The organism is uncultured Streptococcus sp. (genome assembly GCF_963456385.1).
Classification (GTDB): domain Bacteria; phylum Bacillota; class Bacilli; order Lactobacillales; family Streptococcaceae; genus Streptococcus.
This window is the reverse complement of the sequence record NZ_CAUOLF010000003.1, coordinates 66,948-92,523: the sequence shown is the minus strand read 5'-3', so window position 1 is coordinate 92,523 and position 25,576 is coordinate 66,948. Positions and strand designations below refer to the sequence as shown.

27 protein-coding genes are annotated in these 25,576 nt (G+C 46.2%); 1 reads left to right on the top strand and 26 read right to left on the bottom strand.

Annotated features, from left to right (window positions below):
• Positions 1-4 precede the first annotated feature (4 nt).
• From cobT to RP262_RS02025, 9 genes are all read right to left on the bottom strand, one after another.
• Positions 5-1,072, bottom strand: coding sequence for a nicotinate-nucleotide--dimethylbenzimidazole phosphoribosyltransferase (cobT, locus tag RP262_RS02065; RefSeq protein ID WP_311154142.1), 1,068 nt, complete (start codon positions 1,070-1,072; stop codon positions 5-7).
• Position 1,073: 1 nt separating this feature from the next.
• On the bottom strand, positions 1,074-1,940 hold the full coding sequence (locus tag RP262_RS02060; protein ID WP_311154141.1) for a kinase: 867 nt from the start codon (positions 1,938-1,940) through the stop codon (positions 1,074-1,076).
• Positions 1,933-3,027: a threonine-phosphate decarboxylase CobD gene (gene cobD / locus RP262_RS02055; RefSeq protein WP_311154140.1), complete on the bottom strand. Its 1,095-nt coding sequence runs from the start codon at positions 3,025-3,027 to the stop codon at positions 1,933-1,935. Before cobD ends, RP262_RS02060 begins: the two co-directional genes overlap by 8 nt.
• Positions 3,028-3,090: 63 nt before the next feature.
• Entirely contained in the window at positions 3,091-3,525 is a 435-nt protein-coding gene (locus tag RP262_RS02050; RefSeq protein ID WP_311154139.1) for a EutP/PduV family microcompartment system protein, read from the bottom strand.
• Between the two features lie 39 nt (positions 3,526-3,564).
• On the bottom strand, positions 3,565-4,881 hold the full coding sequence (locus RP262_RS02045) for a haloacid dehalogenase-like hydrolase (protein WP_311154138.1): 1,317 nt from the start codon (positions 4,879-4,881) through the stop codon (positions 3,565-3,567).
• Positions 4,882-5,079: 198 nt separating this feature from the next.
• Positions 5,080-5,640, bottom strand: coding sequence for a hypothetical protein (locus RP262_RS02040; protein ID WP_311154137.1), 561 nt, complete (start codon positions 5,638-5,640; stop codon positions 5,080-5,082).
• A gap of 95 nt (positions 5,641-5,735) precedes the next feature.
• Positions 5,736-6,452 carry a hypothetical protein gene (locus RP262_RS02035; RefSeq protein WP_311154136.1) on the bottom strand — a complete coding sequence of 239 codons (717 nt, stop codon included), beginning with the start codon at positions 6,450-6,452 and terminating at the stop codon, positions 5,736-5,738.
• A gap of 25 nt (positions 6,453-6,477) precedes the next feature.
• Positions 6,478-7,284 carry a hypothetical protein gene (locus tag RP262_RS02030; protein WP_311154135.1) on the bottom strand — a complete coding sequence of 269 codons (807 nt, stop codon included), beginning with the start codon at positions 7,282-7,284 and terminating at the stop codon, positions 6,478-6,480.
• Between the two features lie 281 nt (positions 7,285-7,565).
• Positions 7,566-8,207: a lantibiotic ABC transporter permease gene (locus RP262_RS02025; protein WP_311154134.1), complete on the bottom strand. Its 642-nt coding sequence runs from the start codon at positions 8,205-8,207 to the stop codon at positions 7,566-7,568.
• Between the two features lie 189 nt (positions 8,208-8,396).
• On the opposite strand from RP262_RS02025, the gene queG reads away from it, so the two are divergent.
• Complete coding sequence (queG, locus tag RP262_RS02020) at positions 8,397-9,539, top strand: tRNA epoxyqueuosine(34) reductase QueG (RefSeq protein ID WP_311154133.1); 1,143 nt, start codon at positions 8,397-8,399, stop codon at positions 9,537-9,539.
• Positions 9,540-9,571: 32 nt separating this feature from the next.
• On the opposite strand, the gene RP262_RS02015 is transcribed toward queG, so the two are convergent.
• From RP262_RS02015 to hemL, 17 genes are all read right to left on the bottom strand, one after another.
• On the bottom strand, positions 9,572-10,147 hold the full coding sequence (locus RP262_RS02015) for a flavin reductase family protein (protein ID WP_311154132.1): 576 nt from the start codon (positions 10,145-10,147) through the stop codon (positions 9,572-9,574).
• Between the two features lie 52 nt (positions 10,148-10,199).
• Entirely contained in the window at positions 10,200-10,910 is a 711-nt protein-coding gene (locus RP262_RS02010) for an ATP-binding cassette domain-containing protein (RefSeq protein ID WP_311154131.1), read from the bottom strand.
• A complete protein-coding gene (locus RP262_RS02005; protein ID WP_311154130.1) occupies positions 10,897-11,688 on the bottom strand; it encodes an ABC transporter ATP-binding protein in 792 nt (263 codons plus the stop codon). The genes RP262_RS02010 and RP262_RS02005 overlap by 14 nt, the downstream gene beginning before the upstream one ends.
• The gene (locus RP262_RS02000; RefSeq protein ID WP_311154129.1) at positions 11,676-12,482 is read right to left on the bottom strand and encodes an ABC transporter permease; all 807 of its coding nucleotides are present in this window, start codon (positions 12,480-12,482) and stop codon (positions 11,676-11,678) included. Before RP262_RS02000 ends, RP262_RS02005 begins: the two co-directional genes overlap by 13 nt.
• On the bottom strand, positions 12,475-13,416 hold the full coding sequence (locus RP262_RS01995; RefSeq protein WP_311154128.1) for an ABC transporter permease: 942 nt from the start codon (positions 13,414-13,416) through the stop codon (positions 12,475-12,477). Before RP262_RS01995 ends, RP262_RS02000 begins: the two co-directional genes overlap by 8 nt.
• A gap of 91 nt (positions 13,417-13,507) precedes the next feature.
• Complete coding sequence (gene nikA, locus RP262_RS01990; protein ID WP_311154127.1) at positions 13,508-15,115, bottom strand: nickel ABC transporter substrate-binding protein; 1,608 nt, start codon at positions 15,113-15,115, stop codon at positions 13,508-13,510.
• 95 nt (positions 15,116-15,210) lie between these two features.
• On the bottom strand, positions 15,211-16,020 hold the full coding sequence (locus RP262_RS01985; protein ID WP_311154126.1) for an ABC transporter permease: 810 nt from the start codon (positions 16,018-16,020) through the stop codon (positions 15,211-15,213).
• Positions 16,013-17,008 carry an ABC transporter permease gene (locus RP262_RS01980; protein WP_311154125.1) on the bottom strand — a complete coding sequence of 332 codons (996 nt, stop codon included), beginning with the start codon at positions 17,006-17,008 and terminating at the stop codon, positions 16,013-16,015. The genes RP262_RS01985 and RP262_RS01980 overlap by 8 nt, the downstream gene beginning before the upstream one ends.
• Complete coding sequence (locus tag RP262_RS01975) at positions 17,001-17,984, bottom strand: M14 family metallopeptidase (protein WP_311154124.1); 984 nt, start codon at positions 17,982-17,984, stop codon at positions 17,001-17,003. The genes RP262_RS01980 and RP262_RS01975 overlap by 8 nt, the downstream gene beginning before the upstream one ends.
• Positions 17,974-18,744, bottom strand: coding sequence for a dipeptide/oligopeptide/nickel ABC transporter ATP-binding protein (locus RP262_RS01970; protein WP_311154123.1), 771 nt, complete (start codon positions 18,742-18,744; stop codon positions 17,974-17,976). Before RP262_RS01970 ends, RP262_RS01975 begins: the two co-directional genes overlap by 11 nt.
• On the bottom strand, positions 18,741-19,523 hold the full coding sequence (locus RP262_RS01965; RefSeq protein ID WP_311154122.1) for an ABC transporter ATP-binding protein: 783 nt from the start codon (positions 19,521-19,523) through the stop codon (positions 18,741-18,743). Before RP262_RS01965 ends, RP262_RS01970 begins: the two co-directional genes overlap by 4 nt.
• A gap of 3 nt (positions 19,524-19,526) precedes the next feature.
• Complete coding sequence (locus RP262_RS01960) at positions 19,527-21,122, bottom strand: ABC transporter substrate-binding protein (protein ID WP_311154121.1); 1,596 nt, start codon at positions 21,120-21,122, stop codon at positions 19,527-19,529.
• 116 nt (positions 21,123-21,238) lie between these two features.
• Entirely contained in the window at positions 21,239-22,342 is a 1,104-nt protein-coding gene (locus RP262_RS01955) for an NADH-dependent flavin oxidoreductase (RefSeq protein WP_311154120.1), read from the bottom strand.
• Between the two features lie 55 nt (positions 22,343-22,397).
• Positions 22,398-22,970 carry a histidine phosphatase family protein gene (locus RP262_RS01950; protein ID WP_311154119.1) on the bottom strand — a complete coding sequence of 191 codons (573 nt, stop codon included), beginning with the start codon at positions 22,968-22,970 and terminating at the stop codon, positions 22,398-22,400.
• Entirely contained in the window at positions 22,967-23,695 is a 729-nt protein-coding gene (cobS, locus tag RP262_RS01945; protein WP_311154118.1) for an adenosylcobinamide-GDP ribazoletransferase, read from the bottom strand. Before cobS ends, RP262_RS01950 begins: the two co-directional genes overlap by 4 nt.
• Positions 23,692-24,276, bottom strand: coding sequence for a bifunctional adenosylcobinamide kinase/adenosylcobinamide-phosphate guanylyltransferase (cobU, locus tag RP262_RS01940; RefSeq protein ID WP_125377389.1), 585 nt, complete (start codon positions 24,274-24,276; stop codon positions 23,692-23,694). The genes cobS and cobU overlap by 4 nt, the downstream gene beginning before the upstream one ends.
• Entirely contained in the window at positions 24,269-25,567 is a 1,299-nt protein-coding gene (gene hemL / locus RP262_RS01935) for a glutamate-1-semialdehyde 2,1-aminomutase (protein WP_311154117.1), read from the bottom strand. The genes cobU and hemL overlap by 8 nt, the downstream gene beginning before the upstream one ends.
• Positions 25,568-25,576 lie beyond the last annotated feature (9 nt).

The following is a 25,576-nucleotide window of genomic DNA, read 5'->3' as shown; positions in this document are numbered from 1 at the left end:
TCCTTTAAGTCACATTTTTGCGAATATCAACATAATCTTCTTCTTTCAAGCTGCCTTCAGCAAAGGTTGGCATGTGCTCCATGGTATAGACAGCATTTTCCAGCAGAAAGAAAGCCAAAGGACAGCCCGAGCCTTCACCTAGCCGCATATCCAGCAAAAGCATGGGCTCCAGTCCTAGAAAGTTACTGACCAGTTTGTAAGCAGGCTCCGTCGAAGCATGGGAAGCAAATGCATAGTCCAAGACATGAGGAGTCAGCTGATGGGCAATCAGAAGCCCCGTCAGAGAGATAAGACCGTCCACTACACAAGGCAGCTGATAGCTGGCACAGGCGAGATGAGTGCCTGCCATAGCCAGCATATCTAGCCCACCAAGCTTAGCGGTCAGATCAAGAATATCTCCATAAGGAGCATGACGATCCAAACACCGCTGGATAATGGCTGTTTTATGAGCCTTCATATCCTGAGTCAGACCAGCTCCATAGCCTGTGACATCTTCTGCTTTTAGACCGAGAACCGCTGCAATGACAGCAGCCGAGGTGGTGGTGTTGCCAATCCCCATTTCTCCTGTTCCAAAGAGACGATAGCCGTCTTTGATCAAGGCCTCTGTCTTCTTGTAGCCGACTAGAATTGCCGCTATAGCCTGCTCGCGAGTCATGGCTGATTCCCTGAGCATATTGCGCGTCCCATGACAAACCTTGTCCTTATTTTCCTCAAAGATATCCTTCTTGCAGCCAATGTCTACCAGACAGATGTCTGAACCTGCATGTTCTGAAATGGCACACAAGCCTGATTTCCCTACTAGAATATTGCGAGCAACAGTATAGGTCGTTTCCTGAGGGTTGGCAGAAACGCCTTCAGCCACAATGCCATTATCTGCCACATAGACGAGGACAATCTTCTTCTCTAGGTCAATAGGTCCAGAAAACATGGCATGCAAGCGAGCATAGATAGTCTCGAGCTTTCCCAAGGACCCCGGAGGTTTCCCTAATTGATCACAATAGCGCTGGCCTTCTTGAACCTTGTCTTTGTCTAATGGAAGAATCTGCTCAATAATTTTTTCTAAGTCTTTCAAACTAGTCTGTCTCCTCCCTGACCGGCTGCACCCCTTCAAAAATAATCCTGCTCAAGGTCCGAGTCTGATAATAAGCCCCACTGGCTGAGCGAGCTAGCTCAGACTCTAGCTTAGGCAAGACTTCTAGCTGTTCCCTGCTCAGCAACAGACCAACCAATGTACCACTATGGGCAACATTGAGGCCTAAACACTGGTGTTCTTTTACCAAAGCCAGTAATTCTTTCAGATAGGGTTTGGGTAGCCGTTGGTTGTTCAACAAAGCACTATAGCTCGCTAAATGGCCAAGTTTTTCCAAACTCTTCTCCTGACAAGCCTCCTGAAAGAGAGGAAGCAAACACTTAGACTCCTCAGCCGGATAGCTAGAACTGTCCTTCATCCGAACCAAGTCAAGAGTTGTCACCATTTCCACAGGCTCCAAGATATAGACATAGAGCTCCGGTCGCCAGTCTGTCTGCCAGACCACTTGACCAGTCAGGGGCTCAATGACCGTCCAGTCCGCAAAAGCCACCGAGTCAGTAGGCTCAATCTCGGCACAGAGACGAGTTAAATCTGATGCCTTTAGAGGCTGCTTTTGTCCCAGAGCAGCTGCCTGCAGGCAGCTAATCATATCAGCTGTGCTGCTGGAATAGCCCTTGCTGATAGGCAGGTCTGACTCCTGAACAAAAGAGAAATCATTGGCCACAGGCAGGAGCTCCAAAGCTCGCCTTACCTTTTCACCTTGGGGTTGCCTTGCGAGAGACGAAACCCCGTCCAATCTCACTCGACTGCGCTTCTCAATCCCATAGGAGAGCAAGATCTCCTGCTCTCCTACTAAACCTTGAAATAATTCACCGCAAGAACCTGGACAGGACACGATTCCCTTAGTCATAAGGAGCCTCTTTCGCCAAGACCTCTGTCAGACAAGCCAGAAGCTGTTCATTCTCCTGATGACTGCGGATGGCTATGCGGTAATGACGTTCTGTCAGATCATGATAATTTTGACAGGAACGGATAAAAATCTTTCTCTGCCGAAGCTCCTGACGCAGATCCTGCCGACCTAAATATTCAAAGAAGATATAGTTGACACTAGGCTTGACCGGCCGAATCTGTGAAAATGCAGTCATTCCTTGAAAAAGGAAATCTCTTTCTACTCGAAGCCACTCCTTGGTAGCTTGCTGATAGGCCTGATCCTCCAAAAGGACAGGCAGGGCGTGATCCGCCATAGCATTGACCGACCAAGGAGCGCGGTTCCCCTCTATCTCATCAAAGCAAGTTGGATGACAGCTGAGAGCATAGCCCAATCTCAGACCAGGAATAGCATAAAACTTGGTCAGAGACCGCACCACTACTGTATTTGGATAGGTGGCCAGACAGGAGACGAAGCTATAGTCCTCCTCATCGTTCAGAAAGTCTATAAAAGCCTCATCTAGTATCAAAAAGATTTGCCGCTCCTGCAAGTAGTCAGCTAACTTTTCTAACTCAGTACGCCGAATCAAGGTACCCGTCGGATTATTAGGATTGCAGATGAGTACAGCGTCTCCTGCAGTCAGTGAATCCAAGGCTGGCAACATGTCAGTTAGACTCCACTCATAGGATGGGGAAGGGAGGCTAAAGCGCTCTACCTTGGCCTGTACCTGCGAGAAGGCTTTCTCATATTCCATGAAAGTAGGGCTCAGAGTAAGGACTGTTTTTGGACGCAGGAAGCGGGCCAACTCATAAAAGACTTCTACCGCGCCATTTGCCAGCAGTACATTGTCCTTTTCTAGGCCATGATGATGTGCCAAAAGCTCTCTGGAGTGGCTGTAGCTGATGTCTGGATAATGAACCAGCCAATCAATGGACTCGGTCAGACAAGCCCTTAGCTTTTGAGAAATCCCCAGAGGATTGATATTGGCACTGAAATCCAGACAGTCTTCTAGAGAAAAACCAAATTCCTCAGCCAAAGCTGCCGCATTTCCCCCGTGCTCTACTTTCATAAATAGACATTCCTTCCTCGTTTCCTTGTTAGAATCTAGTATACCATATTCGGCTTTTCGTCCCTAGTCTGACTCCAGATAAGCCTGAAGACGGTCAATTCCTTCGTTTTCCGTCGCTGATATTTCAAAAATTTCCTTGGCTCCAGCCGCTTTCAGCTGCCGCCGTGCTTTTTCGATTTGTTCTTCCTTATCAGCCATATCAATCTTGGTGACAATGCCAATCACTTCTTTATTGAAGAGGGAAGAAAAGCCTTGAGGAAAGGTCTGCATCTGATTGGAAGCCGCCACCAAGAGACCAATAACATCAGCCTCCGTTGCCGTCACGTTCAGAGCATTATAATACTTACGATGCTGGAGAAATTCTCCAGGCGTGTCAATGATGGCATCATAGAACTCAATAGCCTGAGTCTTAAAGTAGCTTAGCTCCAAGCCTTTCAGTCGCTGGGTCAGAGTAGTCTTACCCACTCCGACTGGACCAACAAACATGATTCTTTTCATATTTTGCATCCATTCCTCTCTATGACAGGGGACCGCCCGCTATTTACTGAGCTGGGCTTCCTTACTATCTAGTTTGATAGTTTCCCTGCCGTTGAGCAGTACACCTTTATTTTCATCGCGGCCTTGCAGGTAGTAAAGTGCATCTTCCTGGCCGTAAGTTTCAATTGCCTTAGTTTGCAAAAGACCGATTCCCTTGCTAGGATCTCTCAGAAGATTGAAGATGATACCCATTTGCAGTTTAGGGAAATCCTTGAGCATAGCATAGTCGCCATTACTGTCACCGGCAATCAGGATTGGTTCTTGATTGTCATGATTGACAGCAATCAGCTTCTTAATAGTCTCTGTCTTGCCCTCCCCCTGAGTCTGAGCATAGTTGGTATCGTATTCCGGCTGAATCACTCCCTTGTCATCCTTTTTCAGGCGCATAGCAGTAACATTTTCTTTAGGAATATTGTAGCCATACTTAGAATTGCTAGCATAAGGGATAATCACATCGATATAAGACGCTGAGCAGATATAGACATCAATGCCGTTAGCCATCAGAGTCTTATAGAGATTTTGCATTTCCTTGACCGAGCGAACACCGCGCTTGAAGGTCACGGTGATTTGGCCTGACTCACCTTTCAAGCCTTCTGGACTTTCCCAAGTTTCAGAAGTCAGCTTGTCCTCAAGAGCCTGGTCAATAGACTTTTCAGATAGGGCTTGAACTTCTTCAGAAGTCATACCTGCATAGAGGTAGGTCACCCATGGATAGCTGATGTCAGAGCTGAAAGTGTCACCAATCGCTTCGTAAAGATAGCGGAGTTTAGCAGCAAAGTCTTGGTATTCATCAGTCTTTTTGACTTCTTCCAGAGACTTGTCTCCTTGCATTCCCTTATAGCTATTGTAAATAGCTGTATAGTCAGAAAGCAAGTCAGCCGCAATCTTGTCGATGTTTACTGGCTCACCATCTTTGTTATGGTAATCCTCAACAAAATCGTCGCTCGGTATATTGGTCCGCACTGCTTGGTCAAATTCTTCCGGCGTCATCTTGAAGGCCAGATTTTCAATTTGATAGGTAAAGGTTGCTTCGCCAATATCGTTAATGACTGTCGTATTGTCCCAGTCAAAGACGGCATAAGGTTTTTTATTTTTATCATAGCTAGAGCTGGTGTTCCCATTTTCCTTGATGAGCTTGGTCAGACGGGCATAAAGCTTGTCTTCCCAGACGCCCTTATCCAAAGTCTTAGCCTTGTCCTTATCTGTTGTCTCCGTCTTAGCCGAGGATGACTCAGTCGTCGTCTTATTATTCCCCGCTTGACAAGCTCCCAGAAGCAAAGCCAAACTACAAAGCAGCACAATTCCTTTTGTCCGCATAGAAACAATCCTCCATAAAAAATAATAGTGCGCAAAAAAATGGCATAGAAAACCCCTTTGATTCTGAAACACTCGCTTCATTGCGATCAAATCAGGCTTCCTTGCCATTTTCTATACTGTTATTATATTATAAACTATCTGGCAGACTTTGTCAATGAAGCGCTTTCAGATTTGTGAAAAAATAAAGGCAGAGAAAAATTATTTCTCTGCCTTAGCAAAGTTTTCTTCTAAATGTTGCAAGATTTTCTTACGTTTAGACATTTGGTAGTCATAATGAATCATAATAAGCGCATAACTTAAAATACTACCGAGTATCATCATCATCATATCACCATCTTTTAAATACAATATGGAAAGTAGTACCACACATGGGGTACCAAGTAATTGTGTTATTCTAATTACTTTATAATGTTTTTTTGCTTTTTCTATAAACTCCTTTCCCTCAGAACCTTCTAAATTTACTATAGAAAAAGTGGTTTTCTTTTTCATAGAAACCATTGCCATTCTAGTAATAATCCCAGTAAGAAAGATGGTTAAAATTAGTATTATTAATCGAATGTTAAAAGAATCTACTACAAGTTTCTTTGCTATCATCCTTAACAATGGACCAACTATCAGTATAAAGGCAGGGGTATAGGTCTGAATTTTCTCAGTATTTTGTAAAACGTTAGATAGTTTTAATTGTTCCTTCTCTAAATCATAATAAAGGGCCTTACCCTGATACCAGCCTAAGTTTACTAAATTAGAATATTTCTTCATTCATTTTCCTTTTAAAGTATATTTTTTATCATTGTTTAACTATATTGGGTATATTCGGTACACCACTTAAATTTTTGTCAGCTAGTAAAAATACCTCAAATCAGTTCATCACTTTTCGGATGTTTCCTTATATAAATAGCTGCATAAAACGCATCTACCATGACAGCTGGCAAAGTCAAGGTCAACAAAATTCCCAATAAAACACCAAAAGCAATCTGAATATAGCCTGTTAGGAGGGAGGGAATGATTGTTGCCCCGGCAAAAGCTACAGCAAAATTATTCCACCATGTTTTCTTTCTATTTCCCTCTTTTACTTGATTAAAAGCCCAGACTTTCCCCTGATTCTTTGGGAGATAGTACCAAGCATAGAGACCACAAGCAAAGATAAAAAGGAACATCATCAATATTACATAAAATGGAGTGAGAGGGGATTGATATATCTCCTTAGCTCCTATAGAACTACCGTCTGAAATAACCATTAGTAAACAAATAAAATTTGTAACTATCACTAAGCTTAACACTGTGAGGGCTATCAAATAATATGTTAAAGCCTTCCATGCGTTTACCAAATAGGGAATAAAAGAAATGATAATACCTAATATATTCACAAGACCGCAAAACAAAGAAAGTCCTTTAAAGATGCCTAGATTGTCTTCATAAGTTCCACCCACATACAGAAAACCAGTTAATGCTAAAGCAATCCATGGATATAACTTAATATAAACTAAACTAACACCATGTGTAATCAAGGGACCATGGTATCTCTCTATATCAGTAATCTTTGCTTGATTTTTTCTATTTATCTTTGCCATTAACTAAACCACCCTCCTATTGTTTTTAAGCCATCATTGCTTTTCTCAACTCTTCTTTTGCTTGTTGAACAATAAATAACTGTTCGTTCTCTTTGGCCAATTCCTCAAAACATGTCAGCACCTTTTCTTCATCACGATTGAGCTTCGCATTTATGCCTTTGTAGTAAAGATTAAACAAATAAGAAAACCTATTTTTAGCAGTATGAGTCTCAAAAAAGGGATTAGGCTGTTTATTTATTACTAAATCATGAATCGCTTGCATTTCTTCTAGCAAAGAATCTTTGAGCTTTAAAAGGGATTTTCTATTTGTCGCCACTCCTTGCAAACTAGACAGCCAATATTGATACTTCTCTTCGTCTGCTAAATAAATAGAACACAGTATCAATTGTCTAAAAATCGTTAACTGTCTAAAAGTTGTTACTTTCTCTAAACTATGATTTGAAATCGTTGTTTCCAATATACTCAGAGCATCTTTAAATCTTCCTTCGGCAAGCTCTATCCTACATTTTCTAAATGTAGTAAAATAGATAGTTTCCGCTTTTTTCCCAGGTTTGCAAATCCCTACAAAGTATCTATAGGCATCCAAATCAATATCCTCTAAAAATAGATTATTAATCCGAATACTCAATTGTATACCACAAAAGATAAGATAAGCCAAAAGAGAGAGATAAATTATCCAAAACAATACGTTAATATGGGGCAGGCCAAGCCATATATACCCAAGCCATATATAAAATAAGAAAATCCAAAAAATAATACCATAAATCATTTGATAAATACTTTTTTTCTTCAATGCTTTATAGCGCTGCTCACCAGTTCCTTGTCTTTGCATCAGCTGGCTCCTTCTATCGTTGATTTTCCCTTAACTTGAGTTTCTTGTAGCGATTACTACCTTCTTGAACAAAAAGAATTATACTATAGTAATATTTTTTCTTCATTTTGCAGCTCCTATACTGATATTTTTGTTTCTTCTAAACTTCTCAGTATTAATTACTCTTATCCATTTTAAATCATTCTTGATAAACAATCCAGTTATAGCGGATGCATTCACATTTACTTCTTCACTCTTAATAAAAAAAGGGAAATCGTTTCTTCGACAATCCCCCTTCAATTCTACCATTTATCAGGCACTTGATTTCTCCAGCCTGTGAAAACTTGTGCATAGCCCAATAGATACAAGGGCGTCAATGCAATGCTCAAGCCTACTAATGCAATAATCATATAGATTCCTGACAGCATAAACAGGCGAGTGATGACTGCTACTGCTGCTGACAGGCAGCACAGGACGATGGCGTGAATCTGCAAAATGTTGATCTTTTGTTTCTGTTCAAAATATCTCAATTTTGAAACGATCACCATCTGATAGAGCAAATTGATCAGCTGATAAGACAAGCTGAGTATGATAAAAATCATAAAAAATGCTAAGTAGTTCTCACCAAAAAAGATGGAACCCCAAAAAAGCAATTCAAAATGCAGAAATAGGTAAGAGCTGGTCGGAATGAGCTGCAAGGCTTTGGTATCAAAAAACTTTTGGAACAATAAGAAGGCTAGCAACAAGATAGCGATGTGCCCAATAGTAAACTGCATGACCATCATGCTCCGCTCATGCATCTCACCGCGTAAGAAAATCGAAACGATAGATACCAGTGAGATAAAAAACAACTCAATTAAACCAGCCTTATAAAAATCTAAGTTTCTGATTGGATTACAATCCGTAACAAGAACATTCAAAAATTCATAATATCTCTTTTTCATATTATAACTCCCATTTATTAAAAAAATTCCCTAAACTTTTCGGAACTTTCTATAAAAAAATTCCATATTTCATTATATCATACAGTATATAGGCTAAGGAAGTCTTATAAAATATTGGTATATCAATAAAGTATAGATACCTTTCTCAATCATTCGCCAAGTTGGCATTTTTCCGCTATAATAGTAGGGATGAACATCAAAGAAGAAATTATTAACTTAGCAAAAGAAATTGGGATTTCTAAGATTGGCTTTACGACAGCGGATGATTTCGACTATCTGGAGAAATCACTGCTCTCGGCTGTAGACGAAGGGCGAAATTCAGGATTTGAACATAAGAACATTGAGGAGCGGATTAAGCCTAAGCTGAGTCTAGCTTCAGCCAAGACCATCATCTCTATCGCAGTCGCCTACCCCCACAAGCTCAAGCAACAGCCTCAGAAAACAACCTACAAGCGGGGAAAATTCACCCCTAACAGCTGGGGGCTGGACTACCATTATGTCCTGCAGGACAAGCTGGACCGGCTTGCCAAGGGAATCGAAGAACTGACCGCTGACTTTGAATACAAGGGCATGGTGGACACGGGCGCCTTGGTCGATACCGCCGTGGCCCAAAGAGCAGGAATCGGCTTTATCGGCAAGAATGGCTTGGTCATCTCCAAGGAATTTGGCTCCTATATGTTTCTGGGCGAACTCATCACCAATCTGGACATCGAGCCTGATCAGCCTGTCGACTACGGCTGCGGAGACTGCAATCGCTGCGTGACAGCCTGCCCTACTTCCTGCCTGATTGGTGACGGCAGCATGAATGCCAAGCGTTGTCTATCCTTTCAGACTCAGGACAAGGGCGTCATGGATCTGGAATTTCGTAAGAAGATTAAAACGGTCATATATGGCTGTGATATCTGTCAAATCTGCTGTCCTTATAATAAAGGCTTGGACAATCCGCTCGCAACAGAAATTGACCCCGACCTTTCTCATCCCGAGCTCCTGCCTTTCTTGGAGCTTTCCAACGGTCAGTTTAAGGAGAAATTCGGTCATGTGGCCGGCAGCTGGCGGGGGAAAAATATCCTGCAGCGCAATGCCATCATCGCTCTGGCAAATGCCAATGACCGCTCTGCCATTCCCAAAATGCTGGAAATTATCGACAAGGGGCAAAATCCGATTCATGTCGCTACAGCTATCTGGGCTCTGAGTCAGCTGGTGCGTGAGGTCCATCCAGAAATTATAGAACTAGTCATGGGCATCAAAAATCCGACTCCGCAAATCCAAGAAGAGCAAGGCCGTTTCCTAGAGAAATTTGGCCTAGAAGAAAAACTTGTGATAGAAAACTAAACCGCTGAGACGTAACTATCTCAGCGGTTTCTTTATTTTTCTTCTTGTTTGCGGATTTCTTTGATAATGGAGCCCATCTTGACCGACTCGTCGTTAAAATAGCGGTAAATCCGGCCATCTCCATCTCCCATGTAGCTGATAGGAGAAAAACGGTCACTGCGGAAAGCGTCATTCTCATCAATCAAGTCTTCATCAACCACGCGCCGAGTGACACGGGCGATGACATTGGTCAAGGCACCGCATTCGACCATATCCAGCACCTGACATTCAATGGATACAGGGCATTGGTCTACCAGCGGCGCATCCACGGTCTCGCCGATTGTGTAGCTAAGACCGGTCAGGGCAAACTTGTCCTTGCGGCTGTTGAAGCCAGCAATTTCAGACTCTTTGGTCAAATCCTTCTCAGGGACATTGATTGTGAATTGCTGGTGCTTGGTAATCTCTGTAATAGCATTCCCCTTGGTACGCATGGCAATAACCATCATACTGCCCAAGGAATAAACCGAGCTTGAGGTTGAAATATTATAACCGTGGACATCGTCCTTATAGCCTAAGAAGAAGACCGGAAAGCCGAAGTAAAGTTTTCTCGTTTCAAAAGTACGTTTCATATATGTTCCTTTATGTTTAATTTTAAAATAGATCAGCTAGTTAAGATATTCGTCAGCTGAAATGTCCTTTGTCGCCTATCAATTTTTTTGTCACGGGGTGATGAGCCTGGATAGGAAGCTCAAAGTTCTTTATCTCATCAACGATTTCCCCGTCTGCCATGACCAAAATCCGATGGCAGAGAGCATAGCTCAGCTTGAAGTCATGCGAGATGAAAAGATAGGTCAGCTGGTATTTCTCCCACAAATCATATAGCAGGCGTAACAATCTGCCTTGAACAATGGGATCCAGACCGCTCAGAGCCTCATCAAAGATGAGAATATCTGGCTTTAAGAGCAGGCCGCGGGCGATGCAAATCCGTTGGAGCTGGCCACCACTGAGCTGGCGTGCCGGCTGACTCAGAAAGCTTTTGTCTAGACCGACGTCTTCTAGAATGGTCTCTATCTCTTCTCTAGCCACATCCTTTGGCAGGGCCTCTGTCAAGACCTGCTCGACTGTAAAGTTCGGATTGACCGAATGGAGCGAGTCTTGAAAGACCAACAGAATTCTCACGCCAGACTTTTTGACTGAGTAGGGCTGACCATCCAGCAGGATCTCACCCTGGCTAGGTTTTTCTAGGCCAAGCAGCAATTTCGCCAGTGTGCTCTTACCGCTGCCGCTCTCGCCCATCAGGCCGATAATTTCACCTTTCTGGACGGTGAAATTGCAGTCTTTGACAACCATTTTGCCATCGAATTTTTTAAATACATGTCTACATTCCAGCATCGTCTCTCACCAACCGTTCGTATGGATTTCCTAAGATAAGGTCTTGGCTATAGGATTGCGAAGGACTTTCAAGGAGCTTGGCCACTGACCCTTCCTCCATGATAGCCCCCTGATACATGACAAGCATCTTGCCTCCCAGCTCCTGCGCCAAATGATAATCATGGGTCACTGTGATGAGGGTCTTTCCCTTAGCTAGCTGCTCTTTTAAGATAAGGATAATCTGCTCTCGGTTATGGATATCCAGCGCTGAAGTAGGCTCATCCAATATAATGGTCTCTGGCTCTAGGCAAAGCAAGATAGCCAGCATGACTCGCTGCAGCATACCGCCGCTGAGCTCAAAAGGATATTTTTTCAAAAGTTCTTCCGGCTCTCCCAGTCTGACTTCTTTCATAGAGGCTACGGCCTTAGTCAGACAAACGCTCTTTGAAATCTTGCTATGGCTGCGCAGGGTCTCCCAAAAGTGACTTTGAATAGTCTGAAAAGGATTAAACATAGCCATCGGATTTTGCGACATGTAGGCCACTTGACTGCCTCGCAGCTGCTGCCAAGCTTTGAGAGAATTTCGCTCCAAAGCCATGGTGCCGTAGTGAACTTCTCCTTGCAGGCTTAAAGATGAAGGTAGCTGCCCAATCAATATCTTGGTTAAGAGGGTTTTACCAGAACCACTCTCCCCAATAATGACCAGAGACTGACCTGCCTCCACTTCAAAGCTGATGTCCTGCAGAATGGTCTTTTGCTCGATTTGGGCTGTCAGTTTCTTTACTGCTATTTTTTCCATATCTGTTTCCAGCCTTTCTCCTCAAAGCATTCGGCAAATAGATTAAAGGCGACCACAGTCAGGAAGATAGCCAGTCCGGGCGCCAGCATCATCCAAGTTGCCGTTTGAAAATGGCTTCTAGCATCATGCAGCATCATGCCCCACTCGGTAATGTTGGGTTGGACACCGATTCCCAGAAAGGAAAAGCCAGAAATCATGAGAATGATATTCCCGATATTCATCAGCACAATAATCAATATGGGCTTGTAGATAAAGGGCAAGATATGAGTTTTGAGAATATGAATCTGGGAGAGTCCCATGGTCTGGCCAGAAATGACATAGGCTTCCTCCTTGGCACTCTTGACCAGATTGGCCGTCACCCTTGCATAGTAGACCCACTCTATGATAACAATGGCTAGAATCATATTGGTCATTCCCTGTCCCAATATCCCAACTGTAGCTAGCGATAGCAGGAAGCTAGGAAAGGCAGAAATAACATTTGCAAACCATAAGAAGGTCGCTTCCGTCTTTCCTTGGTACCATCCAATCAGCAGTCCGACTGTCACACCGATGACCACTTCCAGCAGACTGATGGTCAGGGATAAAAAGAGAGAATAACGAGCTCCATGCAGCAGACGAGACAAGACGTCTCTGCCTAGCTGATCCGTTCCTAGCAGATGAACAGCATCAGGTGGCATCAGTTTATTGGAAATCTCTACATGCTGGGGGTCAAAGGTGGATAGATAGGGTGCAAAGAGAGCGCAGATGAAGAGAGCCAGCAAAATGACACTTGAAAAAATAAATCGTTTAGACATTACTCCTCCTTTTTCTGACTCTAGGGTCTATCCAGAGCGGCAGCTGCTGGGTGAGAACATTATTCCCCAAGAATAATAGGCCAAATAAAAGCATACAGCACTGAATAATGGGCAGGTCCACAGACTGGAGCGCATCTACAAAGAGGGAGCCGACACCATTCCAAGAGAAGACTTCTTCAACAATTAAGGAGCCTGTCAGGAGATAGACCAAGGTCAGGCTCAGGCCTGTCGCAATGGCTGGCAGGGAATTTCTCAAGAGATGATTCTTGACCAGGAAGAACTTGCTGACTCCGCGCAGGAGGGCATTTTCAACATGGACACTGTTCATCTGCTCCAGCACAGCCTTGCGGATCAAAGCGGTATATTGGCCAATCAAAGACATACTAAGGGTCAGACTAGGAAGAATCAAGCTGCTAAAATCCTGCTTGCCCGAAACTGGCAGCCATCTCAGCTGAACAGCAAAAACCACAATCAGCATGTAGCCTAACCAAAAGCTGGGCATGGAAACGCTGGAAAAGGATAGAAAGCGAACGACCTTATCAAAGAGAGATTCCTTATAGACCGCACTGAAAATACCTAAAGGTATGGATGTCAGCAAAATGAGGACAAAGGAAGTCAGTCCCAGAGAAAGGGTGGACTGGAAACGCTCTAACACCAGGGGCAGGACAGGAACCTTTAATAGATAAGATGTCCCAAAATCCCCACGAAGAGCCTTAGTCAGCCAGCCTAGATACTGCTGGGGCCAAGGTTGATTGAGTCCCAGATATTCTCTGGCTTTTTCCAAGGATTGAGGAGTCACTTGAATCTTAGATACCCTTAAATAGTTTTCTGCTTGATCCGCCGAGGACAGCTTGGCCAAGAGAAAGGTCAAGACTGATATCATCAAGAGGGCAGCAAAGAGAGAAACTATTGTTTTAAATAAATCTTTTTTCATGTTTCTTAAAAGAAAAGGGGCGGCTGATAAGCTTTTCAACTTAGCAGCACTACTCCCTTTATATGCAAATTTTTATGTATGAAGTTAGCTTTTATTTTTTCTCAATGTAGCGCAGTGGGAAGGCATTTTCTTCTGGAGCAAAACGCATGCCATCAAGTTCTCCCTTGCGGTAGACGGAAACAACGGATTGATAAGTGATTGGAATATAGATAGCTTCATCATGGAGCATGGTGAGGACTTTCTTGTAGCCTTCATCAACTTTTGCTTCGTCTGGCTCAACCAGAGTCGCCTTTATAATGCTGTCCATTTCTGACTTAGATGGCAGAGCTTCTAGGGAAACATTTTCTGGGTGGCCATGGTCTGCTGGTGAAGTCAGGGCAGTCATCCAAGCATGCGGATCCCAAGGTGCTCCCCAAGAGAAGGTCAGCATCAAATCAAAGTCGCCCGTCTTAATATTTTCCCAATAGTCATCTTCTTCCATGGCTTTGAGCTGAACGTCAATACCGATTTTCTTCCATTCGCCTTGGAAGTACTCAACCAAGTCCTTGTCTGTCGCCTTAGAAGAGATATAAGGGACATTGAGACTCAATTTCTTGCCATCTTTTTCGCGGATACCGTCAGAGCCTTTCTTCCAGCCTGCTTGATCCAGCATCTTTTCAGCCAGTTCGATATCGTATTCATAGGGAGTCAGATTGGCGTCAGAGTGCGGAGTAGACTTGGAGAAGATGGTATCAGCCGGTGTTTCTGTGCCGCGGAAAATGTCTTTCGCGATAGACTTCTTATCAACCGCATGGTTCATCGCCTGACGGACAGTCTTGTCTTTGAAAATTTCTTGCTTGGCATTCAAGAGCATGAGGCGGCTGGACATAGGCTGAGATACGTCTGTCGTGTACTTATCATCCTTGGCATACTTGGCAAAGTTATCCAGACCGATAACGCCATTTCCATAGATCAAGTCAACATTGCCAGACTCAAACTCAAGAGCACGGGTTTGTGGGTCTGGGATAATCTTGACCGTTACTTCTTTCAGTTTAGGCTTTTCACCCCAGTAATTTTCATTACGGGCAAAAGTGATGTACTCATTTGCCTTCTTGTCTTTGACAACCCATTGACCGGTTCCGATTGGCTTTTTGAGGTTGTCCTTAGTTGTGTCATCTCCGTCAGGGAAGGCAGCATCAGCTACGAAGCGGATTGGACGAATCATTGATAAATCATAGAGAGTCGCACTGTAGGCTTGTTTGAGCTTAATCTCAAAGGTATGCTCATCGACAACTCGGTAGCTTTCCAATTGGTTAGTAAAGTCAAACCAAGTGTGGTTTTTCTTATTTTCTTCTGAAAAGACTGTATCGAAATTGCGTTTGACATTCTCTGCATTAAAGTCAGAGTCGTCTGAGAATTTTGCCTTTCTCAGCTTGAAGGTATAGGTTTTACCATCTTCGCTGATATCCCAGCTTTCTGCCAAGGCTGGCTCGATTTTCCCATTGTCACCGTAGCGGACCAGGCCTTCATAGACCATATCCTGAATGACAAATTGGTCTGGATTGTAGCGGTGAGGGTTGACATCCCCAAAGTCTTCACCCCAGACCATAGTGAGTTTGTCTTTCTCATTGACCTGTTGGGAAGAGTTTGAGTTTTGCTGGCAGGCTACCAAGAATAAAGGCAGCAAGAGGACAACTAATAAAAATAATTTTTTTCTCATTTTTATTGAATCACTTTCTTGTATTCATATTTTTTTTGATTGCAGTCCCAAGAGATAGGGGGAATGCAGTTTTTTTAGCTGTTGATTTTTGATGATTAACTCATGCGATTGTACTTGCTGTTGAGAGCATCCCCGAACTTGGTAAAGAGGAGAATAGTCAGAATCAGCAAGATACAAGGGAAGACTACAATCCAAGGGGCTTCCTGAATGTAAATCCGGCCATCATTAATCATGGCTCCCCACTCAGGCGACGGTGCCTGAGCTCCCAAGCCGACAAAGCTGAGACCAGCGATTTCCATGATAATGGTGCTGATGTCAAAGCTCATGGTTGTCAGAATCTGAGGAAATAGACTAGGAAAATAATAGTTTTTCAGGGTAGTCCAAAAACTATTGCCATACATTTTCGAGGACTGGATATAGGGTTCATTTTTCAGTTGCAGGGTCATGGAACGCATCAGGTAGGCGTACTTGGTCCAGGCCGTCAGGCAGATAGCGATGAGTGTCTGCTGGAGACCGATCCCCAAGATACTGACGATGGCAATGACCAAAATGATAGATGGGAAAGATTGAAAGACCGTGATTACCAGCAAGATGAGCTGGTCGAATTTCCCGCCGATGAAGGCGCTGGTCACTCCGATAAAGGAGCCCACCGCCGCAATCAGCATCAAAATCATCAGGGCCGGCAGGACCGTTTCTGCGCCTCCGCTCACGGCACGTGCAAAGACAGAGCGGCCTAGAGCGTCCGTTCCGAACCACTCACTGCTGCTCGGTCCTTGCAGGGCTTGACCTAGATTGACCTTGGTCAAACTGTCACCCAAGAGACGAGGAGCCAAGGAGGATAGGACTAGGGCCAGGATGATAAGGCCGCCCAAAATCAGGAGTTTTCGATTGATTTTCTTATCCATACGAACCCTCCTTGCTTGCTTTTAATTTCTTCATACGCGGCAGCAGTTTGGGATTTTCCTGAGCCAGTCGGATGCGAGGATTGAGCCAAACCGTGAGCAGTTGAAAGACTAGATTTACAGTCAAGACTCCCGCTGTGATAAAGAGGACCGCCCCCTGAATGAGGGGATAATCCCGATTGGCGACTACGCCAATCAGCATCTTACCGATGCCCGGCCAGGAAAAGAGGTGCTCGATAATAGCCACACCGCCTAAGAGCGAGCCCAGAGAAAGGCTGACCAAGGTCAGAAGAAAGGGCAAGACATTGTAAATCACATCGTGCAACAGGATATGGCCCTCTCGAATCCCTCGACCTCGCGCACCTTCGACTTCTGGCGAATGCAGTACTTCTATCAGAGCAGTTCGCAGCTGCGGGATATAGCGAGTGGACATGATCATGGCCAGTGTCATGACTGGCAAGACTAGACCCAGCTCATTAGCCGTTGCCTGAATGGGAAACCAGTGAAGCTGAACAGAAAAAATCAGAATCAGGATAATTCCCATAACAAAGCTAGGAATGGCATTCAGGAAGACCAGACCTGCCATCAGGAAGCGGTCGATAGGCTTTCCAGCATGGTAGGATGTGTAGAGAGCTGTCGGCAGGGAAATCCCCAGAGTCGCTAGCAGGGTATAAAAAGCTAGGTAGACTGTATTGGGAAAATAGAAAACCAGCTGCTCCCAGACCGAAGCTCCAGAATTATAGGTCACACCAAAGTCACCATGGACAATCCTGCCCAGCCAGGCCAGATATTGCTCCATAAAGCTGCCATTCAGTCCCATCTCTGCTCGTTTGATTTCCAACAGTTCCTTGGTATAAGGAATGCCCTGAGCGTTGAGGATGCTCTCAGCCGGATCTCCCGGTGCTAGATAAACCAGTAAAAAGGAGATAAAGCTGACGCAGAGCAGGATGAGGACGAATTGCAGAATAGTTTTGATAATAAATTTAATCATGCGCCTCCCTTTCAGATGTCTGGTAGCTTCCAGGCTTCTTGCTAGCTACAGCCAACAGCACTTCGCCTTGGTGGACGACCAAGGTCGCTTTCTGGTAGAGGACCAGACCATCTTCCTTGGCAGTCACCTTTTCTAAAATATTGCCATAAATATCACAGATTTCACCGATGACCTGACCAGCCTGTACTGTTTGATTGGGACGGACAAAGCACATCCAGCAGCCCGACCTCTGACAGTTCAGATAGTAGCTGTCATCAAAGATCAGTGGCGCCTGCTTATAATAGGGCATGCTCCCTTCAAAAAGATAGCGGGCGACTTGTTTGACCGACTCTTTCATGGCCAGCACATCCTCTGGCAGACAGGTGCCGTTTTCTCCCCGCTCCAGCAGGATGCTAGGCAAACCATAGTCCACCGAGGCAGCGTGATAAAGATTGCCGCGGTCCTGAGATTGATAGATAATCGGTGTCCCAGAAGCCTGCAGCATCTGATAGGACTTTTCGACCACCTCTGGATTCGCCCGCAGAGAATAGTAACCATGAGGGGTCAGCAGTTCTTCCCGATTACCACTGTGCAGGTCAATCAGGAAGTCACTGACACTAAAGACCTGGCTCTCAATCACAGACCGAATCTGATAGCTGAGGCTGGAAACTGGCCCTTGGTCCTGAAAGATCCTGTTTAGATTGAGACCGTCCTCAGGTACAAGCGTCGTCTCCCGAGCCCAGAAGCCGCTGACATTGACTGCATGCAGGAGGAGGACAGAGCCCTGAAAGTTAAAGTCCCATTCATGCGCCAAGTCCATCAGCGCCTTAACTCCGACATACTCGCAGCCATGGACTGCAGCACTGATGGTCAGCAAGGGCTGGGTAGCCTGTCCTTTAAGCAGAGTGTACTGGATAGCCAGCTCATCTGTGATGGGCAGACTGCCTTGATAGCTGCTGCAAGGAGCCATAGAGTCTAGTTCTTGCTTAATCCTCATCTTTATCCTCCCTGTACTGACTGAGCAAGAGCTTGGTATAGTCACTCTTAGGAGCAGAGACGACCTCTCGCATGCTGCCCTTTTCTTGCACGATTCCGTCCTTGAGGACGACCAAATCTTCCGCAAAATTGCTGACCAGTGCGATGTCATGAGAGATGAAGAGAAAGGAGGTTTGCGAGCGCTCCTTGATATCTGCCAGCAGCTGCATGACCTCATATTGAACGGTCACATCCAGAGCACTGGTGATTTCATCGCAGATGAGCACATCGGGATTAATCACCAAGGCACGGGCAATAGCCGCCCGCTGGCATTCTCCTCCGCTCAGCTGGTGCGGCAGCCGCCGGGCAAGCTCAGGTGTCAGACCAACCGATCTCAGCAAGTCATGGATGGCCTGCTTTCTATCTGACTGCTGCTGGTAGAGAGAGAAGTTTCGACAGACCTCTTCTAGGCTCTGCTGAATGCTGCGCTTGGGATGAAAGGTCGACTGGGGCTGCTGGGCGATATACTGGACCCGAGCATAGTAGTCCCTATCCTTGTAGGCAGAGACTGGCTGGCCCAGTAGAGTCAGCTCCCCTTGGTCTGGCTTTAAAAAGCGGCAGATGAGTTTGGCAATGGTACTCTTACCTGAACCTGATTCACCGACCAGACCCAAAGCCTGTCCCTTTTCCAAGCTAATGTCAATATCAAAGACACCGATTCTCCGCTCGCCTATCTGACTGTACTCGTAGGTCAACTGGCGACCGATCAATACTTGATTCATAGCTGCTCCCCTTCTCTAAATGCTGCTAGCTTAGGCACGGCCTTCAGCAATTTCTGGGTATAGGCCTGCTCAGGATGGCAGAGAACTTGATGGGCTGGACCGATTTCGACAATCTGTCCTTCCTTCATGACGACTACTTTTTGCGCCAGATGCTCAGCTACGCTGATATCATGAGTGACAAAGAGAATGGCCATGTTTTCCTCCTGATGAAGCTTGCTCAAGAGAACAAGCAGCTTCATTTTCGACAGGACATCCAGAGCGCTAGTCGGCTCATCAGCCAGCAATAGTTTGGGTCTGCTAGCTAGAGCTAGCGCCACACCGACTAGCTGCATCATACCGCCACTGAGCTCGAAAGGATACTTATTGACGACTTTTTCAGGCAGCAGCCCCACCATCTCTAGGCATTCTTCCAAGGGACGGAGATTTGCTGCTTGGTGGCTCTGATTTTTCACCAAGTCCTGATAATGCTTTTTGATCTTACGGCGGTTATTAAAGCTGAGACTGGCATGCTGGCTAATCCAGGCCACTTCTCGGCCCACAAAAGGCAGATAAATACGGTGGTCCTGGGGCTGAATTTCCTGCCCCTCAAAAGTAATACTGCCCTCTGTTACTGTCAGCCCCCTGAGAGGGAGACCCAGCAGCATTTTGAGCAGGGTAGACTTGCCACTGCCACTCTCGCCCACAATCGAAAGGGACTCCCCCTCAGCAAGAGAGAGGGAGACCCGATCGAGAATGACTTTATCTGCTGACTGCACCAGCAGATCTTTCATTTCCAGCATGTTTTATTCCTTTGATAGTTTGTTGCTGACGTGATAGTAGTCTGTCGGATGGGATTCCAGACCAGAGACCGACTTGTCCATTACCAGAGCGACCTTGAAGAAGCCGATGATGGTAAAGCCGTAGTCCTTATCCATGATTTCTTGGATTTCCTTGCTGAGCTGATTGCGCTTAGCTGGATCAGTTTCAGTCGCCAGCTCTTCGATTTTCTTGTCTGCTTCTGGGTTGCTGTAGTGACCGATATTGGCTGTACCATTGGTCTTAACGGCACTGTTGAAGAAGGCATATGGATCACCGATAGGAGCTGCTACCACCGCGTAAGGTGTGAAGGCATAGTCCTTTTCACTGGCAACGGCACTGACTTCAACTTTCTTAATAGTCGCTTCGATTCCGACTTCCTTGAGTTGTTGTTGGCTTGCTTCTACAGCCAGCGGCATTTCAGGCAGACGAGTAAAGGACAGCAGCTCAATGCTGACTTTTTGATCGTCTTTTTCACGGTAGCCATCGCCGTCAGTATCCTTGTAGCCAGCTTCATCCAAGAGTTTCTTAGCCTTGTCTACGTTAAATTCATGGACGCTCTTTTGCAGAGCAAAGGCAAACCCTTTAGGGAAAGGTCCAACAGCTGGTACAGCTGAGCCTTTAAAGAGGGATTCAGAGTAGGTCTTCTTGTCTACCAAGGTATCTAAAGCCTGACGGAACTTGTCATCTGCTACGTAAGGATTTTCAAAGTTATAGTAATATGCTAGGTAGCGAGAACCTTCTACTTCAGAAATTTTGTAGTTCTTATCGGAAGCATAGGTACTTAGATTTGCATAAGGCAGACCATAGACGGCATCGACTTCCTTAGACTTGAGGGCTGCAGAAATAGCTGTCGGATCAGAGAAGTATTTGATCTTCAGATTAGCAACTTTTGGCTTGCCATCCCAGTAGTCATCATAAGCCTTGAGCTCTGCTCCGCTCTCAGGAGTGTACTTGGTCACCATGTAAGGGCCAGTTCCGACAGGAGCCTTGTCAGATGCACTCTTGCCAGTCGTATCGACAATGGCGGAGTATGGCTCTGCCAAGAGATTCGCCATGATCGGTTGCACAGCCTTTGTCTTGATGGTCACAGTTTGACCCTCTGCAGATATGCTGTCAATGCCCATATCTGATGCTGCCCGTTCGCTGGTCTTAATCAAGCGTTCCAGAGAGGCTTTGACCTTTTCACCAGTCATTTTTTCACCATTTTGGAAAGTCACCTTATCCTTGAGGGTAATTTTCCACTCTAGGTCTGAGACTGCTTCGATTTTCTCAGCCAGCCAAGGTTTTACCTCAAGTTTGTCGTCCATCTTAAAGAGGGTTTCTCCCACTCCGTAACGGACCGTGAACCAGCCATTGTATTCCGCTGCTGGATCTACATTTGCTGGAAACTGGGTATAGCCAATAGTTACAGTCTTGCTGTCACTATCGCCAGTAGGCTCACTGGTTTTGCTAGGGTTTACACAGGAGGCTAGGGCTAGGCCTGCCAAGGCTAGAGCCATAATCTTTTTAAAATGTTTCATAAAATATTCAAATTCCTTTTCTATTTTGTAAACTACTTTAAGACGGTCTGTCCTAGTCAAATCTAAATACGCTTCGCTCTCTGTCTAAGGTGGTTCTATGTCCTGAAGATGAGAGAGCAAACGAATGAAAAACAAGTGATTGCTCATTCTATTTCCTCCTTGGGGATGTGCTTGTCTTAATCTTTTCCTTCCAGATAGCTTCGAGCATCTTCGACAAAGGCAGTTGGCAGAGCCAAGTCTGCCTGCAACTCATCGCGATAAGCTCGGATGACTTCTGCCTCTCGGCCAGAGACAACCTTTTCTGCCCAGTCGGGGTCTAGGAGCAGGGCCTTGCCGAGGGCAAAGAGCGGAATCCCCGCATCCAATACACGCTGGGCATCCTGCTTGGTCTCAATCTGACCGACACCAATCAGGGGCACTCTATCATTAATTTTTCTGATAATTTTTTCAATCACTGGCTCCGAGTCCTGAGAATCTCTGATAGACGAGCGCCAGACATCAGAGGTCGAAATATGCAGATAGTCCACCTGATGATAGATGAGCTGCTCCAGCAACTGCAGGGTATCATAAAGCTGGATTCCTGGCTCTTCAATCTCTTCCGGAGAAAAGCGGTAGCCAATCAGGAAGGGACGGTCGGCCTCTTCTTTGACCAGTTGCTTGGCTCTTTTCAGCAAGGTCTTTGGAAAGCGCAGGCGGTTGTTAAGGCTGCCGCCCCACTTGTCCTGACGGACATTGGAATGGGGAGAGACAAACTGCTGGATCAGGTAGGTATTGGCTCCATGAAGCTCGACACCATCAAAGCCAGCCTGAATTGCCCGTCTAATAGCTGACAGAAAGTCCTCTATCACCTGCTCCACTTCAGCGTTCTTGAGCGCCCTCGGCTCCGCCAGATAATCGCGTGGAGCCTTAACAGCACTGGGTGCTACTGGCTGACCGTCAATCAAATCAGGCAGAACCATACGACCGCCATGATAGAGCTGAACAATAGCCAGAGCCCCTTGGTCCTTGATGGCCTTGGCCAGACGGCTAAGCCCCTCAATCTTATCGTCCTCGGCGCCGCTGAAGCTCTCCGCAAAGGACTTGCCCAGAGGACGGACATAGGTACTGCCAGTGATGACCATGCCAACCGACCTCGAACGGCGGGCAAAAAAGTCAATATCTGCCTGAGAAACATAGCCGCCCGGATCACTAGCGCAGATGGTCATGGGAGCCAAGACAACGCGATTGCGCACAGTCTGACCATTTTTAAAAGTAAATTTATCCTGAATCTGTGTATTCATCTGGTCACCTCTTTCCCAAGATAAATCATATTGTTTGTTTTTTTATAATAAATCCTTAGAGTAAGGTCGCCTGCCAAGTCTGGTCACGCTCTTCCAAGAGCAGCACTCGTCCTTGGGGGACATCAATGTTCCAAAAAACAGCCTCTCCATCAACCAAATGCTGGTAAATCAAGCGAAGGACTCCCAAATGAGCTACTAGAGCGATTGAGTCCTCAGTACTATCTAGCAGGCGGTCTGTTGCTGCCCAGACTCTGGTCTGAAAGTCAGCGAACACTTCTGCCTCAGGAGGCGTAATCTCAAAGGGAGCCTCCAGCCAAGCCTGCCAGATTTCTGGAAAGGCTGCCTGAATCTCATCAGCTGTCAAACCTTCCCATTGTCCGAAACCTCGCTCGTCAAAATCAGCTAAGGCCTTGACTTGCCTGTCTGGAAAAGCCAGCTGGGCTGTTTCCTGCGTCCGCTTGAGACTACTAGTGTAGATTGCATCGACCGTGTGCTCCTGCATCAGTAGCGCCAGCTGCTTGGAGTCCGCTTGGCCTTGCTCGTTGATAGAGACATCATGGCTGCCGTAGAAACAGCGCCTGCGGTTGTAGTCTGTCTGACCATGCCGCATCAAATACCATCTTTTCATCCCAGCACCACCAATCCTAAAAGATAGAGGAGCTGGGCAATTTCGACATAGGCTCCCAGCGTATCGCCTGTGTGGCCATCAATTTTATTATAAACGAACCGGCGATAGCCGATTGCTCCCAAAAATACTAAGCCGTAAGCCAGAAGGCCTCTCCAACTGAAAACCAGCAGAGATAAGAGTAAGGGAAGAAGCTGGGCAAGCAGGATATGACTAGTCTTGCTACCACTGAAGAAATTTCCCGAGCCGCCGCCTTCTCTAGCATAGGTCATCCGGTAAAGCTGTAGGCTCAGACCGGCCTTGCCAATCATGGTCAGACTAGCCACGATAAACCAGCGAGGCTCTGGCAGATAAGAGTAGAGAACCAGCATCAGAGCATAGTAGAGAATGAGCGCCAGAACGCCATTGCTGCCAATCCGGCTGTCCTTCATAATCTCCAGCATCCGCTCCTTCTTACGAGAAGAGAAGAGCCCATCCGCCGTATCCGCCAAGGCATCTAAGTGAAAACCACCTGTCAGCAGAACATCGAAAGCAAGGGTCAGAACCCAAGCGACAATCCCTGGTAAGACTAGGCTCACCAGGAAATAAAATCCACCTGAAATCAAACCCAGCAAGAGGCCAAAGAGGGTCAGAAAAGGAAGTCCCCGTCGCAGATAGGAAATATCCACTGCCTTTGGAATCACAATCCGGCTAAAAAATTGGGTATAGATAATCAATGCCTTTATCATTTCAACTGCTGAGCGAGGCCGCAAATGACTAGATAAGCCTCACTCGCCTCCTTTGCAATCAGTTGGTTGATCTTGCCCTGCACATCACGAAAGAAGCGCCCTAGTCTGGTCTCTGGGACAATGCCCAGGCCAACTTCATCCGTTACAATCCAGCACTCAGCATTTGTCTGACGGATTGTAGATAGGAGCTCTTGCCATTCTTCTTCCAAGAGCTGCAGCAAGAAAGACTGCTCCTGCCGACTGAGAAAGTGTTCCTCGGTCAGCTCCAGCTTGTCTGGAAAATGCTGAGCAATCAAATCAAAGAGGCGATTGCTAGTCAGAAGAGTGGCACAGTCCAGCAGGTAAACTGGATGCGACTGCTCTCGCAGCCAGTCGGCCAGCCCTGCATACTGCTCCTGAGTCGTCCAGGAAGCCGGCCGGCGCTCTTGGTGCAGCCGAATCCGCTCCTGCCATTCTGGATCTTCTCCTCGGGGAAGACCAGTCGCAATATAGCAAACTCGCTCTCGGTCCGCCAACTGCTCCTCCGCAAATGCCGACTTACCGCTTCTGGCCCCGCCTGTCACTAACACAATCTTAGCCATTTGCTTCTTCTTTCATTGCTTGAAATGCCCGCTCAAAGGCCGCCAAGGTCTGGTCTAGGTCCTCTCTAGTATGGGCACTTGACATAAAGTTGGTTTCATACTGAGATGGCGCCAGATAGATGCCTTGCTCCAGCAAGAGACCGTGCAGTCGTGCAAACTGAGCATGGTCAGCCGCCTTAGAATCCTCAAAATTGCGAACTGGCTTCTGACTGAAGAAGAAGCCAAACATGGTACCTTTTGATACGACTTGCAAATCAATACTGTACTTGTCTGCTAGATTTCGCAAGCCATCACAGAGGTAGCTTGTTTTCTCTTCGATCTCAGCAAAGAGCTCCGGTGTCAGCTGTTTCAGCGTTTCGTAACCGGCCGTCATGGCGACTGGATTGCCCGACAAGGTACCAGCCTGATAGATGCTGCCTAGAGGCGCTACCTGATCCATATAGACAGCCTTACCGCCAAAGGCTGCGACTGGAAAGCCGCCACCGATAACCTTGCCCAAGCAGACAAGGTCTGGCTCTGTCTGATAGAGGCCGACTGCCCCCTGATAATGAGCTCGGAAACCACTCATGACCTCATCAACGATGAAGAGAGAGCCGTATTCCTGAGTGAGGGAGCGAATAGTACTGATAAAGTCCGCATCCGCAGGAATCAAGCCCATATTGCCAGCAACGGCTTCTAAAATGACACAGGCAATGTCGTCTCCGTGCTTTTCAAAGCAAGCCTTGAGAGCATCTGTGTCATTGTAAGGTAAAGCCAGAGTTTCCCCAGCTACCTGAGCAATGACTCCGGCAGAATCAGCAATCCCAAAGCTGGCCAAGCCTGAACCAGCCTGAACCAAAAAGGAATCGCTGTGGCCGTGATAGCAGCCGATAAATTTGACAATTTTAGAGCGCTTGGTCACTCCACGCGCTACCCGAATGGCGCTCATGGTCGCTTCCGTTCCCGAATTGACCATCCGCATTCTTTCCATGAAAGGCAGGCGCTCCTGCACCAGCTGGCCGAGGGCAATTTCTCTGGGACTAGGAGCACCAAAGCTGGTTCCCTCCCAAATAGCTTCCACAACTGCTGGTAACACATCCTTAGGAGCATGCCCCAAAATCATAGGCCCCCAAGACAGGACGTAGTCAATATAACGGTTGCCATCGACATCATGCAAATAGGCTCCGCTGGCTTTTTCGATAAAAAGCGGATGGCCGCCCACAGCCTTAAAAGCCCTGACAGGACTGTTGACACCGCCGGGAAAGAGCTTTTGAGCCTCTGTGAAATATTGGTTGGAATGTTCTCTCTTCAAGTTGGTCCT

What these genes read in the sequence shown, in the direction of transcription:
- RP262_RS02060 (WP_311154141.1), bottom strand. Translation starts at nt 1,940, where the DNA reads ATGACTAAGGGAATCGTGTCCTGTCCAGGTTCTTGCGGTGAATTATTT.
- cobD (WP_311154140.1), bottom strand. Translation starts at nt 3,027, where the DNA reads ATGAAAGTAGAGCACGGGGGAAATGCGGCAGCTTTGGCTGAGGAATTT.
- RP262_RS02050 (WP_311154139.1), bottom strand. Translation starts at nt 3,525, where the DNA reads ATGAAAAGAATCATGTTTGTTGGTCCAGTCGGAGTGGGTAAGACTACT.
- RP262_RS02045 (WP_311154138.1), bottom strand. Translation starts at nt 4,881, where the DNA reads ATGCGGACAAAAGGAATTGTGCTGCTTTGTAGTTTGGCTTTGCTTCTG.
- RP262_RS02040 (WP_311154137.1), bottom strand. Translation starts at nt 5,640, where the DNA reads ATGAAGAAATATTCTAATTTAGTAAACTTAGGCTGGTATCAGGGTAAG.
- RP262_RS02035 (WP_311154136.1), bottom strand. Translation starts at nt 6,452, where the DNA reads ATGGCAAAGATAAATAGAAAAAATCAAGCAAAGATTACTGATATAGAG.
- RP262_RS02030 (WP_311154135.1), bottom strand. Translation starts at nt 7,284, where the DNA reads ATGCAAAGACAAGGAACTGGTGAGCAGCGCTATAAAGCATTGAAGAAA.
- RP262_RS02025 (WP_311154134.1), bottom strand. Translation starts at nt 8,207, where the DNA reads ATGAAAAAGAGATATTATGAATTTTTGAATGTTCTTGTTACGGATTGT.
- queG (WP_311154133.1), top strand. Translation starts at nt 8,397, where the DNA reads ATGAACATCAAAGAAGAAATTATTAACTTAGCAAAAGAAATTGGGATT.
- RP262_RS02015 (WP_311154132.1), bottom strand. Translation starts at nt 10,147, where the DNA reads ATGAAACGTACTTTTGAAACGAGAAAACTTTACTTCGGCTTTCCGGTC.
- RP262_RS02010 (WP_311154131.1), bottom strand. Translation starts at nt 10,910, where the DNA reads ATGCTGGAATGTAGACATGTATTTAAAAAATTCGATGGCAAAATGGTT.
- RP262_RS02005 (WP_311154130.1), bottom strand. Translation starts at nt 11,688, where the DNA reads ATGGAAAAAATAGCAGTAAAGAAACTGACAGCCCAAATCGAGCAAAAG.
- RP262_RS02000 (WP_311154129.1), bottom strand. Translation starts at nt 12,482, where the DNA reads ATGTCTAAACGATTTATTTTTTCAAGTGTCATTTTGCTGGCTCTCTTC.
- RP262_RS01995 (WP_311154128.1), bottom strand. Translation starts at nt 13,416, where the DNA reads ATGAAAAAAGATTTATTTAAAACAATAGTTTCTCTCTTTGCTGCCCTC.
- nikA (WP_311154127.1), bottom strand. Translation starts at nt 15,115, where the DNA reads ATGAGAAAAAAATTATTTTTATTAGTTGTCCTCTTGCTGCCTTTATTC.
- RP262_RS01985 (WP_311154126.1), bottom strand. Translation starts at nt 16,020, where the DNA reads ATGGATAAGAAAATCAATCGAAAACTCCTGATTTTGGGCGGCCTTATC.
- RP262_RS01980 (WP_311154125.1), bottom strand. Translation starts at nt 17,008, where the DNA reads ATGATTAAATTTATTATCAAAACTATTCTGCAATTCGTCCTCATCCTG.
- RP262_RS01975 (WP_311154124.1), bottom strand. Translation starts at nt 17,984, where the DNA reads ATGAGGATTAAGCAAGAACTAGACTCTATGGCTCCTTGCAGCAGCTAT.
- RP262_RS01970 (WP_311154123.1), bottom strand. Translation starts at nt 18,744, where the DNA reads ATGAATCAAGTATTGATCGGTCGCCAGTTGACCTACGAGTACAGTCAG.
- RP262_RS01965 (WP_311154122.1), bottom strand. Translation starts at nt 19,523, where the DNA reads ATGCTGGAAATGAAAGATCTGCTGGTGCAGTCAGCAGATAAAGTCATT.
- RP262_RS01955 (WP_311154120.1), bottom strand. Translation starts at nt 22,342, where the DNA reads ATGAATACACAGATTCAGGATAAATTTACTTTTAAAAATGGTCAGACT.
- RP262_RS01950 (WP_311154119.1), bottom strand. Translation starts at nt 22,970, where the DNA reads ATGAAAAGATGGTATTTGATGCGGCATGGTCAGACAGACTACAACCGC.
- cobS (WP_311154118.1), bottom strand. Translation starts at nt 23,695, where the DNA reads ATGATAAAGGCATTGATTATCTATACCCAATTTTTTAGCCGGATTGTG.
- cobU (WP_125377389.1), bottom strand. Translation starts at nt 24,276, where the DNA reads ATGGCTAAGATTGTGTTAGTGACAGGCGGGGCCAGAAGCGGTAAGTCG.